The organism is Desertivirga xinjiangensis (assembly GCF_024436435.1).
GTDB lineage: Bacteria > Bacteroidota > Bacteroidia > Sphingobacteriales > Sphingobacteriaceae > Desertivirga > Desertivirga xinjiangensis.
The window spans coordinates 42,994-55,660 of record NZ_JAFMZP010000006.1 but is presented as its reverse complement, the minus strand read 5'-3'; the positions used below and the strand labels follow the sequence as shown (position 1 = coordinate 55,660).

Sequence of the window (12,667 nt, the reverse complement as noted above, 5' to 3'; positions counted from 1 at the left end):
CAGATGCCACTATTAATCACTTTTTATGGAGATGACTTTACAGGATCTACTGATGCATTAGACTTTTTGAGCAAAGCCGGGATCAAAACCGTACTTTTTATAGAACCTCCTTCAAAGGAGCAACTGAGCCGTTATAAGGATGTCGAAGCCATCGGTGTTGCCGGAAAAACAAGAGCGATGAAGCCGGATGATATGGAAGAGGAATTGAACACGGCCTTCTCTTCTTTAAAGAATCTGCAAGCCCGTCATGTGCACTACAAAGTATGCTCAACCTTTGATTCCTCACCTGACATTGGAAGTATCGGAAAAGCCATAGAAGTTGGTGCGAAGATCTTTGAAGCAGGTTTTATACCACTTTTGGTTGCCGCTCCAGTCCTCGGCCGGTATTGTGCCTTCGGCAATCTCTTTGCCCGGATGGGTATCGGGAGCAATGGTTCTATCTACAGGCTGGACAGGCATCCGTCGATGAGTAAACATCCAACAACTCCGGCAGATGAAAGCGATCTGCGTTTGCATTTGAGCAGGCAAACTGATAAAAAATCGGGATTGATCGACATCCTTCAGATTGAAGAAGAATTTTCTAAAACTAAAGCGGCTGTCGACAGATTGCTAAGCGAGGGTAATGAAATTATCCTTTTCGACGCGATGTATCAGCAGCAGATGGCCAGAATAGGAGAAGTTATTGATAGCTATTCATCTGCAGATAAGACAGTTTTTTCAGTAGGCTCTTCAGGAATAGAGATGGCTCTGGGTGCTTTTTGGAAGGAAAAGGGAATGATCAGCACTACTCCGGACTGGACGGATGCAGGAGCTGTCGGTCCTGTACTGGTGGTTTCTGGCAGTTGTTCACCCGTAACCTCTGGTCAGATAGCTTATGCCCTTGCAAATGGTTTTAAAGAAGTAGCAATTGATACAGAAGCGCTTGCCGCAGGAGGCAATAGCTCTGAGATTGCGAATGAACATGCACGCCAGGCCGCATTGCTATTATCTGCTGGTGAAAATGTGCTTGTACATACCAGCCGAGGGAACGACGACATCCGGGTAAGGAATACTGAACGTATTTTTACAGAAAAAGGAATGCCAAAAACAGAGACAGCTTTATTGTACGGCACTTTATTGGGAGAGATATCCCGCAAAACTGCAGAGCTGTATCCCTTAAAGAGAATCATCATAGCTGGAGGTGATACGTCCAGTTATGCTGCCCGGGCTATGGGCATTGAAGCGGTAGAAATGATTGCTCCCCTAAGTCCCGGAGCCCCGCTTTGTAAGGCTTACGCACCTGGATCTTCCATTGATGGGATGGAAGTGAACTTTAAAGGCGGGCAGGTAGGAAAGGAAGATTATTTTCTTTCTGCGGCAGGTTAAAAGAATGGAAGGAACCACAGAGTACACAGAGGGGGCGTCCCAAAAGTAGCAGCTCATCATGCCGATCTTGAAACAAGTTCAGGATGACGAAGAGTAACACGGTCGTCTCGCTATTTAACGCGGTCGTCTAGCTATTTAACGCGGTCGTCTAGCTATTTAACGCGGCCGTCTAGCTGTTAACACGGTCGTCTAGCTGTAACGCGGCCGTCTAGCTGTAACGCGGCCGTCATGCCGAATTTATTTCGGCACCTCTTGAACTACGCATAGCGCTCATGCTTAGGCAAGAGGTCCTGAAACAAGTTCAGGATGACGAAGAGTAACACAGTCGTCTAGCTGTTAACACGGTCGTCTAGCTATTTAATGCGGCCGTCTAGCTATTTAACGCGGCCGTCTAGCTGTTAACACGGTCGTCTTGCTGTAACGCGGTCGTCATGCCGAATTTATTTCGGCACCTCTTGAACTACGCATAGCGCTCATGCTTAGGCAAGAGGTCCTGAAACAAGTTCAGGATGACGAAGTAATTTACTTTTGCGCATCACTAGACGTCAACAATATGCCGTCTAACAAACAAAACAAAAAATTAAACAACCAATAACATGAAATTAAAAACCTTAGGACTAGTACACACATCTGCAACTTTAGTACCGGTGTTTCAAAAACTTTGCAACGATTACCTTCCCGGAGTAAGTGTATTCAATATAGTAGACGACAGTTTGATCAAAGATGTGATCTCTAAAAATGAGTTAACCAACCAGACCGCACGCCGGGTAGTAAACTATGTAGGTTCAGCAGAAGCAGCAGGAGCAGAGTTCATAATGGTTACCTGCTCATCCATCGGCTCTGCTGTGGAGGCTTCGGCGGAACTAACAGGAGTTCCCGTTTTGCGCGTAGACCAGCCTATGGCAGATCTTGCCGTGCAAACCGGCACAAAGATCGGTGTTATAGCCACTCTTCCCACTACTCTGGCCCCAACAAGCGATCTCGTAAAAAGAAGAGCGATCGTTGCAGGAAAAGATATAGAGCTTACGGCTCGTTTGTGCGAAGGTGCATTCGAAGCTTTGATGGGTGGTAATCCTGAAAAGCACGACGAAATGGTTTCCAAAGCGCTGATAGAGCTTTCTTCGCAGGTCGACGTAATCGTTTTGGCCCAGGCATCCATGGCAAGGGTAGTAGATACTTTGTCAGAAGACGAAAGAAAAGTTCCAATTCTTTCCAGTCCCGCATTAGCTGTACAACATATTGCTGAACTATGTAAAGATTAGTGGTCATGAAAAATATACGTAAGCTTTGTCTGGGTATAAGCGGGTTATCCTTAGTATTTCTGCTAGTCGGATTACTCGGTGATAATTCCTCCATCTGGCAGCCTGCTGCGGTAGCTTTTTCTGTAAGCGCTGCTATCGGTATCGGGGCTATCCCAGCTCTGGCAAATTACCAGTACACCGCATGGATCATTACGGCAGTAGTTGCCGGGATGATCTATCCCGCTGCCTTTCTAAAATGGGGCGACTTTGATCTGAGGAATAAATGGCTGATCCTCCTGGTGGTTCAGCTAGTTATGTTCGGCATGGGGATCCAAATGAGCCTTAAAGATTTCTCAGGGCTTGCCAGTACAGGTAAAGGAGTTGTGATCGGGCTGTTATGCCATTTCTCCATCATGCCTTTAATGGGCTTGCTGCTTACCAGAGTATTCCATTTTGAAACAGAGATCGCTGCAGGTATCATTCTTATCGGTTCCTGTTCAAGCGGATTGGCCTCAAACGTAATGGTTTATATAGCCAGGGCAAACCTGGTCTTATCCGTTACGGTAACGGCTATGGCAACATTGATCGCGCCTTTTATGACTCCAATGCTAATGAAACTACTTGCCGGAACTCTTATAGAAGTAAAGTTCCTAAACATGATGATGGAGATTATTAAAATAGTAATTGTACCCATCGGAGCCGCCTTGATCCATGATTATCTCAAAACCGCTTCAGCCAAAGGCTGGAAGACGATCAGGGTCATCTCCGCCCTGGCCGTCATCTGGCTTGTCGCTTTAGGCTTTGGTCTCTGGAATAGTTTAGCTGGCCTCTTATCTGAGGAAGCCATGCATTCCGTAGAGATCTTCAGTTTCTTCGCCGGTGCTGTATTAGTGGGATTGTTATACCATCTCGCTACATTGAAATTTGCGAAACTCGATCATATGATGCCTTACATATCCATGTTCGGTATTGTTTATTTTACCACTGTCACCACTGCCGCGGGTCGCGAGAACCTTTTGCAGGTAGGTTTCATCCTCTTTATTGCCTCAGTAATTCATAATGCTGCCGGATATTTCTTCGGATATTACCTGAGTCGCTGGTTTGGCCTTGATAAGCCTTCTTCACGTACGGTTGCCTTTGAAGTAGGTTTGCAGAACGGCGGAATGGCATCAGGATTGGCCGGTTCTATGGGTAAGTTGGGAACCGTAGGACTTGCTGCGGCAGTGTTTAGTCCCTGGATGAACATTTCAGGGTCTATCCTTGCCAATTACTGGCGGAAACTGGCTTTGAAAGAAGAAGCAGTACAAGAACAACAGAAAAACACTTTTGAAGGATCTTCTTCGCAGCCAAAGACAATTGAATCATAATACATATGAATAAACTTTCGATCACTTTTTATTTTTTAATAATCTCACTTTTTACCTTTACCTCTGTCGATGCCGAGGTAAAACTGGCGTCCATCTTTACTGATAATATGGTGTTGCAGCAGAAAAGTAATGCAGCCATCTGGGGATGGGCAAAAGCAGGAAGCAGGATAAGAGTAAGTACTTCATGGAACGGTAAGAGCTATTCGGCAAACGCCAATGCTTCAGGAAAATGGATTGTAAAGGTAGCTACGCCTTCAGCGGGAGGCCCTTATGAAGTAACAATAAGTGACGGAAATCCTATAAAACTAAAAAACGTTCTGATTGGCGAAGTTTGGATCTGTGGCGGACAATCCAATATGGAAATGCCTTTAAAGGGGTTCAAAGGACAACCCATTCTTGGGTCGAACGACGCTATCTTAAAATCGAAGAACGACAAGATTCGTTTATATACCGTTCCCCGTTCTTCACAAACAGAACTTCAAGCAAACAGTAAGACATCGGCATGGAAAACTGCCGGACCAGAATCTGTAGCAAACTTTAGTGCAACAGCCTATTTCTACGGAAGGCTGCTGAATGAGATGCTTGACGTTCCTGTCGGGCTGATAAACGTAAGCTTCAGTGGTTCTTTCGCAGAAGCATGGATGTCGCCTGATGCTTTAAAAGCTTTTCCGGAAATTAAAGTTCCGGCAAAAGGCGATACTATTAAAGCGGTAAGCCGGACACCTACAACTTTGTACAATGGAATGTTATATCCCATTACCGGTTATGGAATCAAAGGCGCGATCTTCTACCAGGGCGAATCAAATTATGAACGGCCTGACAGGTATGAAGAGCTGTTCCCTGCAATGGTTAGAGAATGGCGTTCTTTGTGGGGACAGGGGGATTTCCCTTTCTATTATGTGCAGATAGCTCCGTATAATTACCTGCAGCTTCCGCCACACAACTTTGGAGGAAAATTCAACTCGGCTTACCTGCGGGATGCGCAGCGTAAATCCCTCAGCAAGATCCCTAACTCTGCTATGGCAGTAGTTATGGATATCGGAGAGGAAAATATGATCCACCCTTCGAATAAAGAAGCCGGAGGAAAACGACTGGCGCTTTTAGCCCTGAGTAATATTTACGGCTTGAAAGGTTTCGGTGCAGCAAGTCCATTGTATAAATCTGTGAGCTTCAATGGTAGTGTGGCTACTGTGAGTTTTGATAATGCCGCAAATGGACTGACCTCTTTCAGTAAGGAACTTTCTACCTTTGAAGTAGCAGGTGCTAACAAGGTCTTTTACCCGGCAAAGGCTGTTATAAACGGAAGCTCTGTTTCTGTTTCGTCACCTATGGTAAAGGAACCTGCGGCTGTGAGGTATGCTTTTAAAGATTTTGTAACAGGCGATCTGTTTAATACGGAAGGACTACCTGCCAGTTCTTTCAGGACGGATGACTGGTAGTTTGTTTTTTAGCACAAGTGGCACCCGTGCGCTAGCAATGCGGGTCGTCATGCCGACCCTGAAGCAAGTTCAGGGTTCGGCATCTCTTGAACTATTCCAAACTCAAGAGGTCCTGAAACAAGTTCAGGATGACGAAGGAAGGACTACTTGTTCGGGATACAATTGAAATAAAAGAAATAAATTATTTAATGAAAAGATACTTAACCCTTTTTCTACTCCTTACTAACATAACTGCAAACGCCCAGTTTCAGCTGGCATCTTACAACCCTCTCTGGACCAGCCAGTCGAAAAACTCTGGCGAATCAATGCCCTGCGGCGGTGGCGATATCGGCTTAAACGTTTGGGTGGAGAAGGGCGAGGTTCTGTTTTATGTTTCCCGAAGCGGTACTTTCGACGAAAACAACACTTTACTTAAGCAGGGCCGCGTGCGGATAAAGCTTTCACCAAATCCCTTCGATGGTTCAGACAACTTCAGGCAAGAACTTATCCTAAAAGACGGCTATGTGAAGATAAATGGCAAAAAAGGTGATCTGGAATCGGAGATCAAGGTCTGGGTGGATGTATTTAATCCCGTGGTAAATGTTGAAGTTAACAGCACTAAGCCTGTCACAACAGCAGCAAGTTACGAAAGCTGGCGGTATAAGGATCGTGCAACCAGGGGAAGAGAGAACAATGCGAATTCTTATAAATGGGCGCCACAGGGCGAAGTTAAGACACTGAAGGATGAAATCGCGTTTCAGCAAAATGCGGTCATGTTTTATCATCAGAACCAGGCCTACACGGTATTTGATGTTACTGTAAAGCAGCAGGGGATGGACAATGTGAAAGATCAGCTGTTTAATCCCCTAAAGAACCTGGTCTTTGGTGGAATTCTCTCCGGAGAAAAGATGATCTCCGCTGGTACCGCTGAGGGGCGGTATATGGATACTGATTTCAGGAGCTGGACATTAAAAAGCGCAAAATCGGGCCGCTCACAGAGGCTTACTTTAGCACTTCATACAGAGTATACAGCCGCTGTTGACAATTGGAACACGGGATTAAATAAAACTCTTGCGACAGCAAAAAAGAATCCGGCACAAGCCTTCAAAAAAACCAGGAAATGGTGGAACGAGTACTGGAACAGAAGCTTTATTGCTATCGAAGGGAATAAGCCCGATAGTAATTCTGAAGACTGGCAGGTAGGCCGTAACTACCAGCTAATGCGCTATATGCTCGGCTGCAACGCCTATGGAGCCTATCCTACTAAGTTTAACGGAGGCCTTTTTACCTTTGATCCATCGTTAACCGACAGTGCGCATAAATTCACTCCTGATTTTCGAAACTGGGGAGGAGGGACACATACCGCTCAAAATCAGCGTTTGGTTTACTGGCCGATGCTGAGGAGCGGCGACTTCGATTTGATGAAGCCGCAGTTTAAATTTTATCAGCAAACACTCCGCAATGCAGAGTTGCGTAGTGAAACCTACTGGGATCATAAGGGAGCCTCTTTCACTGAACAACTGGAGAACTTTGGGCTTCCTAATCCTGCAGAATACAACTGGAAACGTCCCGCCGGTTACGATAAAGGCATGGAACACAATGCCTGGCTGGAATACCAGTGGGATACGGTTTTAGAATTCTGCCTGATGATGCTCGAAACCGAGCGGTATACCGGCAAAGATATCAGGGAGTATGTTCCCTTTATTGAAAGTTGCCTGACCTTCTTTAATGAGCATTACCAATATCTTGCAAAACAGAGAGGAAGTAAGACATTTGATGCGAACGGACATCTCGTCTTTTACCCGGGATCGGCTGCGGAAACCTATAAGATGGCATATAATGCAAACTCAACCCTCGCTGCGTTAAGAACAGTGCTCTCCCGTTTACTCGAATTGCCTTCATCGGTCCTTGCTGAAGAGAAAAAAGAAGCCTGGCGACAAATGTTAAAAAGGATTCCTCCAATTACTTTCCGCGAATTTAACGGCAAGCCAACCATCGCTCCTGCCAAACTATGGGAGAGAATAAACAATACCGAAAGCCCCCAATTATACCCCGTGTTCCCGTGGGGAATTTACGGTATTGGAAGGCCAGGGCTTGATACGGCGATTAATACCTTCAAATACGATACCGATGTTCTGAAATTCAGAAGCCATGTTGGATGGAAACAGGATAATATCTTTGCAGCCCGCCTGGGATTGACCAAAGAAGCTGCGGAACTTACCACGCTGAAACTTAAAGACTCTGGCCGACGTTTCCCGGCGTTCTACGGCCCCGGTTTCGACTGGACACCTGATCACAACTGGGGAGGTTCCGGAATGATCGGACTGCAGGAAATGCTCATGCAAAGCCACGGCAGGAAGATTTATTTGTTCCCCGCCTGGCCAAAAGATAAGGACGTTCATTTCAAGTTACATGCCGCCTATCAAACTACCGTAGAAGCGAAACTGGAGAATGGTAAAATGCAAGTAATCAAGGTTATCCCCGAAAACAGGCGTGCAGATATTATTATGAGACCTGTATTACATAACTGAAACCCTTGGAAATAATTAGAGTATAAGAACAAACGGTATAATGGATCTGAATAATTTAATACTCCTTTCACAAATTAAATCGTAATATTATACTTTTTCAGATTTCTTATGTCCAGAGTTTCCTTTAATAACAATCCTAATCCTTTTCATACCTCTTTAAAGGAAAAAGTCGACAACTATTTCCGCGAAACTAAACTTAAAAGCAGTGGCGGAAATCAGCTCGTTATTAAGGGATTCCTGATAGTGTTCACCACGTTTTTTTGCTTCACCACCCTGGTGTTTTTCACTCCCGGGGTTCTAATTTCCATAATTCTTTGCTGTATCCTGGGGCTTACTCTCGCTGCAATAGGGTTCAATATTATGCATGAAGGCGGACATGGTAGCTTTTCTGAAAGGAAATGGCTAAATTCTATCTCCGCTTATTCATTGAACATCATGGGTGGCACCATTCATTTCTGGAAGCAAAAACACAACATCAATCACCATACTTATACTAATATTGAAGGTATGGATCATGATATCAATATTAAGTATATGCGAATGCACGAAGAGCAGCCGAGGTTTTGGTACCATAGATTTCAGCATGTATACTGGGTTGTGCTTTACGGAATCTCCTACATGGCCTGGATTCTGATTCAGGACTTTCAAAAGTACTTCAGTGGAAAAATGGGGATACATGATACCGCCAAAAAACTTAATACCAGGGAGCATTTCATTTTCTGGTTTACTAAACTGTGTTACATTTGTATATACCTCGTTTTACCAATAGTGATGGTAGGTGTGATTAAGACCCTGATTGGCTTTATGATCGTGGGGTTTTCTTGTGGGTATTGTATTAGTATTGTTTTCCAGTTGGCACATGTGGTTGAAGGAACTAATTTTCCTGAGCCTGACGAAGAAACAAATAAGATTGAACAGGAGTGGGCTGTGCATCAGATACGTACTACCGCTAATTTTGCCACCAATTGCAAAATGACTTCATGGTTTTTAGGTGGTCTGAATTTCCAGGTGGAACACCACTTATTTCCAAGGATCAGTCATGTTCATTATCCGCACATTAACAAACTCGTGAAACAAACTTGTTCAGAGTTTAATGTGCCCTACACCGAGTTTCCAACGGTATTAAAGGCATTCGGATCGCATCTGTCACATATCAGGAAGCTTGGAAACTCTTAATCCTTAGAACGCCAGGTTCTCTTTAAGCCAGGTTAGCACCTCTTCCTGTGTCTTAACAGTTGCGGGCATTTTCTCACGGATCATCTTTTCCATTTTATTTCCAGTATTTGAAAAGCGGTAGGACCACAGGTTCATAAGCTTATTAATAAGATATACAACTTCATTGCCCTCCATGGCGTTAAATTGTGTTACGTCTGGTTTCCCCGAAACCTTTGGATCAGTTTTAGGAAATTCAGACCAGAGGTAATCATTATAAAAAAGATTACGCTTAGAAAACAAGATAGTGTTCATTTAACTAAACGTGTTAGGATGTTTGAAAGAAAAAAGAACCTTCAGATTATTTAATGCCTTCTCTCCCTCTCTCGTAATAGAGCTGAATCCATTGCCACTTCTTGCATAACCGCAGGCTACAAATTCTTCTACCAGGGCTCTGTTAAGCAATTTTCGGTTCGATGTTACTGAGATGAGCTGACTTAACTGCTCTATTTGTGATTGAATATCGTTCATGATCTCTTGGGACAGGAATTGTGGAATAAAACAAAGACTTATCGTGCTGGTCTAAGTATTTGTCTAAAGGTAAACTAATTAATCGGCATATATACTATTTAAAATCCTGCTGACATAGGGTTGTCATCAGATAGTTGTTACTTTGGAGTATAAACTTAAAATATACTTATGTCACGTATTGAATTGCTATTGAAAGAACTGGATCAGGAATCCAAAACAACCCGTAGAATGCTTGAGCGCGTACCTGTTGACAAAGCTGACTGGCAGCCGCACCCAAAGAGCATGAAATTGATCAGCCTGGCCACACATGTTGCTGAATTACCAGCGTGGGTTACTATGGTTTTAACAACCGATGAACTTGATTTTGCAAGCAACCCATACAAGCAGGAGCCGATAAGCAGCAACGAAGATCTGCTTGCATACTTTGAGCGCTCTTTACAAAGCGGTAGAGAACACCTGGCAAATGCCGATGAAGCAGAGTTTGCTAAATTATGGACGCTTCGCGAGGGAGATACGATCTACGATACTTCGAGCAAATATGACGTCATGCGTATGAGCTTTTCACAGATCATTCATCACAGAGCACAGCTGGGAGTGTATCTGCGCTTACTGGATATTCCAATCCCCGGAAGCTATGGTCCAAGCGCTGATGAAGTGAGCTTTGCAGCAGAAACGGCTTAATAAAGTACCTGGGAGTCGAAGACTCCCAGGTACTTTACAACACCAGCTGCTCAAATAACTTTTCAAGGGTTTCCTGTGCATCTTTGCACAAACCCGGGTGTACCTTAGAACACTGCACCACACTACTTCGTGTTGCGGTTAGCCACCTAAACCGCTCCGCATGAGTCAGTTTTCCTATTGGTCCACTATCACTTCCCGCTTTGCAGATCCTTTCAAAAGACCAGAGATTTTCTTTCAGTTGTTCAATATCAACTTCTTTATGAAGGCTTAATACTCGTTCTTCCTTAAGCACAAACCTCGTTTGGAGGAACTTCTGTTTGGAGCAGAACAAAATCACCCCTACATTTATAAACTCCTCGCGTTCAACCCTTGGTACCACGCGAATCACTGCATACTCAAATAAAAGATCTTCTTGCATCTTGTGCTGCTTTTACAAAAGTTTGCGAACTACTTATCCTGGCCTCTAAAAACTGCGAATATACCTGCCTGTATTGTTCCGGTGACTCGAGGGAAGGCTCAAAACCCAACCATTCATCCGGGATCATTGCTACAATAGAACGGATTCTTTCAACGTCTAAAATGGAGCGAAATTCAGCATCAACCTCGTCCAATTGAGTGGCAAGCGTCAAAAGTACATGATCCTTCACCAGTAAAAAAGGTTTCGTTGCCTGTTCTTCCCAGTTGTTCCATGAATGATGAAAGTACAGCGATGCCCCATGATCGATCAGCCACAACTCTTTATGCCAGATCAGCATATTGGTATTTCTGGCAGTGCGGTCAACATTAGTCAGGAGACAATCCAGCCATACGATCTTTGATGCGAGCTGCGGATCTATCTTACTAACGGTTGGGTCGAAAGTTATAGCTCCCGAAAGGTAATGCAGCGCAAGGTTAAGTCCGGAACTGAATTTTAGCAGATCCTGGATCTCTTCGTCAGCCTCAGTACGGCCAAAAGCAGGATCAAGATTAGCAAACACAATTTCAGGGATCTTTAAACCTAGTAATCGTGCAATCTCACCGCCGATGAGCTCAGCAATCAGAGCTTTAACACCCTGGCCGGCACCTCTAAATTTGAGAACATATAAAAACTCATCATCCGCTTCTGCGATTGCAGGTAAAGACCCGCCTTCACGAAGGGGAGTCACATACCGGATAACATTTACGGTCCTGAGGGGGGTTCCAGTATTATGATAATTATTAATATTACTCATATGCAAATGGTCTTATCTAAAATTAAACCGACGGGAAAATTAATGAAAATTGTGAGATTAGTCGTGCTATAGATCAATGAGAGATCTTTCCGGAACCAATTCTGTTTGCACACTTTTTACACATACTGATGTGTTAAATTTGTGATTATCAAAAACGTATGTATATTTAGACGCTCAACTAACCAAATACAACCCAAAACCCCTGCCATTTAGCAGGGGTTTTTTTATTTCAATACAGTTTGGTGCACTACTTTGAAAAAGTGTTAAAAAATGTTAATATTCTTTGAATAGATGCTAATGTGCTTATATTTGTATCGGTTTATAATTGGTTAGTTAAAAGGTCTTCATCCTCCCCGTTTGAAGACCTTTTTTTATAGCAGCAGATTTCCTTCAATAACGGTTAGCGCTTCTCCCGAAAATAAAACCCGGTCTCCGGCATACTTAACCTTAAGTTCTCCTCCTCTTAATGAAGCCTGATATGCAAACATTTCCTCTTTTCCAAGTTTCGTTGCCCAATAAGGAACAAGTGCACAATGCGAAGAACCAGTCACAGGATCTTCATCTATTCCATGGGAGGGCGCAAATGTCCGGGAAATAAAATCGTAGGGAGAACCAGCTTTAGTTGCGCTGGTTATGATCACAGCGTCGAAGTCCTTCAAGATTTTAAAATCGGGGCTGCAGGCCTTCACCTCCTCCTCAGTCGCTAGTTCAATAATATACCTGTCGCCGGTATGTGCAAGCTGTTTCGGTTCAATATTAAGGGCTTTTTTCAGCTCCACGGGTAGGGTGGTATCTGTATTTGATGCCGCAGGGAAATCAAGCTCAATCCAGTTGCCCAGCTTTTTAGCTGTAAGCAGGCCGCTTTTGGTATGAAACCTGGCTTCCTCATCATTTTTTAACAGACCTTCCTCGTATAAGATATGCGCACTGGCAAGGGTAGCATGTCCGCACAGTGCAATTTCTACTGTCGGCGTAAACCACCTGAGCTTATAGCCATTCTCAGCTTTTACCAGGAATGCCGTTTCCGCAAGGTTATTTTCAGCGGCGATGGATTGCATTAAAGGTTCAGGCAATTCTTGTTCTAGTAAACAAACAGCAGCCGGGTTGCCTTTAAAAGGCTTATCTGTAAAAGCATCGACCTGAAATAATCTGATTTTCATTGTTTAAAGT

Annotated in this window: 12 protein-coding genes; 7 read left to right on the top strand and 5 right to left on the bottom strand. The window is 44.0% G+C overall.

Annotated elements, in window-relative coordinates:
• Positions 1 to 3: 3 nt before the first annotated feature.
• The 6 genes from J3P37_RS15655 to J3P37_RS15630 all read left to right on the top strand — a co-directional run bounded on the left by J3P37_RS15655 (position 4) and on the right by J3P37_RS15630 (position 9,098).
• Complete coding sequence (locus J3P37_RS15655; RefSeq protein ID WP_256012290.1) at positions 4 to 1,365, top strand: four-carbon acid sugar kinase family protein; 1,362 nt, start codon at positions 4 to 6, stop codon at positions 1,363 to 1,365.
• A 596-nt stretch (positions 1,366 to 1,961) separates the two neighbouring features.
• Positions 1,962 to 2,627 (top strand): aspartate/glutamate racemase family protein, encoded by a 666-nt coding sequence (locus tag J3P37_RS15650; protein ID WP_256012289.1) that lies wholly within the window; start codon positions 1,962 to 1,964, stop codon positions 2,625 to 2,627.
• A 5-nt stretch (positions 2,628 to 2,632) separates the two neighbouring features.
• Positions 2,633 to 3,973, top strand: a complete 1,341-nt coding sequence (locus J3P37_RS15645) for a bile acid:sodium symporter family protein (RefSeq protein WP_256012288.1) — start codon at positions 2,633 to 2,635, stop codon at positions 3,971 to 3,973.
• A gap of 5 nt (positions 3,974 to 3,978) precedes the next feature.
• Entirely contained in the window at positions 3,979 to 5,412 is a 1,434-nt protein-coding gene (locus J3P37_RS15640) for a sialate O-acetylesterase (protein ID WP_256012287.1), read from the top strand.
• 188 nt (positions 5,413 to 5,600) lie between these two features.
• Positions 5,601 to 7,922 (top strand): DUF5703 domain-containing protein, encoded by a 2,322-nt coding sequence (locus J3P37_RS15635; protein WP_256012286.1) that lies wholly within the window; start codon positions 5,601 to 5,603, stop codon positions 7,920 to 7,922.
• Positions 7,923 to 8,030: 108 nt separating this feature from the next.
• Positions 8,031 to 9,098 (top strand): fatty acid desaturase family protein, encoded by a 1,068-nt coding sequence (locus J3P37_RS15630; protein ID WP_256012285.1) that lies wholly within the window; start codon positions 8,031 to 8,033, stop codon positions 9,096 to 9,098.
• Positions 9,099 to 9,101: 3 nt separating this feature from the next.
• Here the strand turns inward: J3P37_RS15630 and J3P37_RS15625 are convergent, their stop codons facing one another.
• Together J3P37_RS15625 and J3P37_RS15620 are read right to left on the bottom strand one after the other, a co-directional pair.
• Entirely contained in the window at positions 9,102 to 9,389 is a 288-nt protein-coding gene (locus tag J3P37_RS15625) for a hypothetical protein (protein WP_256012284.1), read from the bottom strand.
• Positions 9,390 to 9,605, bottom strand: a complete 216-nt coding sequence (locus tag J3P37_RS15620; protein WP_256012283.1) for a hypothetical protein — start codon at positions 9,603 to 9,605, stop codon at positions 9,390 to 9,392.
• Positions 9,606 to 9,773: 168 nt separating this feature from the next.
• Between J3P37_RS15620 and J3P37_RS15615 the strand changes: the two genes are divergently transcribed.
• Entirely contained in the window at positions 9,774 to 10,286 is a 513-nt protein-coding gene (locus J3P37_RS15615) for a DinB family protein (protein ID WP_256012282.1), read from the top strand.
• A 34-nt stretch (positions 10,287 to 10,320) separates the two neighbouring features.
• On the opposite strand, the gene J3P37_RS15610 is transcribed toward J3P37_RS15615, so the two are convergent.
• The 3 genes from J3P37_RS15610 to J3P37_RS15600 all read right to left on the bottom strand — a co-directional run bounded on the left by J3P37_RS15610 (position 10,321) and on the right by J3P37_RS15600 (position 12,657).
• The gene (locus J3P37_RS15610) at positions 10,321 to 10,704 is read right to left on the bottom strand and encodes a DUF3037 domain-containing protein (protein WP_256012281.1); all 384 of its coding nucleotides are present in this window, start codon (positions 10,702 to 10,704) and stop codon (positions 10,321 to 10,323) included.
• Entirely contained in the window at positions 10,682 to 11,497 is an 816-nt protein-coding gene (locus J3P37_RS15605) for a HipA family kinase (RefSeq protein ID WP_256012280.1), read from the bottom strand. Before J3P37_RS15605 ends, J3P37_RS15610 begins: the two co-directional genes overlap by 23 nt.
• 371 nt (positions 11,498 to 11,868) lie before the next feature.
• A complete protein-coding gene (locus J3P37_RS15600) occupies positions 11,869 to 12,657 on the bottom strand; it encodes a PhzF family phenazine biosynthesis protein (protein WP_256012279.1) in 789 nt (262 codons plus the stop codon).
• Positions 12,658 to 12,667: the final 10 nt, after the last annotated feature.

Excerpts from the sequence above, each read along its gene's own strand:
- J3P37_RS15655 (WP_256012290.1), top strand. The coding sequence starts at position 4 with ATGCCACTATTAATCACTTTTTATGGAGATGACTTTACAGGATCTACT.
- J3P37_RS15650 (WP_256012289.1), top strand. The coding sequence starts at position 1,962 with ATGAAATTAAAAACCTTAGGACTAGTACACACATCTGCAACTTTAGTA.
- J3P37_RS15645 (WP_256012288.1), top strand. The coding sequence starts at position 2,633 with ATGAAAAATATACGTAAGCTTTGTCTGGGTATAAGCGGGTTATCCTTA.
- J3P37_RS15640 (WP_256012287.1), top strand. The coding sequence starts at position 3,979 with ATGAATAAACTTTCGATCACTTTTTATTTTTTAATAATCTCACTTTTT.
- J3P37_RS15635 (WP_256012286.1), top strand. The coding sequence starts at position 5,601 with ATGAAAAGATACTTAACCCTTTTTCTACTCCTTACTAACATAACTGCA.
- J3P37_RS15630 (WP_256012285.1), top strand. The coding sequence starts at position 8,031 with ATGTCCAGAGTTTCCTTTAATAACAATCCTAATCCTTTTCATACCTCT.
- J3P37_RS15625 (WP_256012284.1), bottom strand. The coding sequence starts at position 9,389 with ATGAACACTATCTTGTTTTCTAAGCGTAATCTTTTTTATAATGATTAC.
- J3P37_RS15620 (WP_256012283.1), bottom strand. The coding sequence starts at position 9,605 with ATGAACGATATTCAATCACAAATAGAGCAGTTAAGTCAGCTCATCTCA.
- J3P37_RS15615 (WP_256012282.1), top strand. The coding sequence starts at position 9,774 with ATGTCACGTATTGAATTGCTATTGAAAGAACTGGATCAGGAATCCAAA.
- J3P37_RS15610 (WP_256012281.1), bottom strand. The coding sequence starts at position 10,704 with ATGCAAGAAGATCTTTTATTTGAGTATGCAGTGATTCGCGTGGTACCA.
- J3P37_RS15605 (WP_256012280.1), bottom strand. The coding sequence starts at position 11,497 with ATGAGTAATATTAATAATTATCATAATACTGGAACCCCCCTCAGGACC.
- J3P37_RS15600 (WP_256012279.1), bottom strand. The coding sequence starts at position 12,657 with ATGAAAATCAGATTATTTCAGGTCGATGCTTTTACAGATAAGCCTTTT.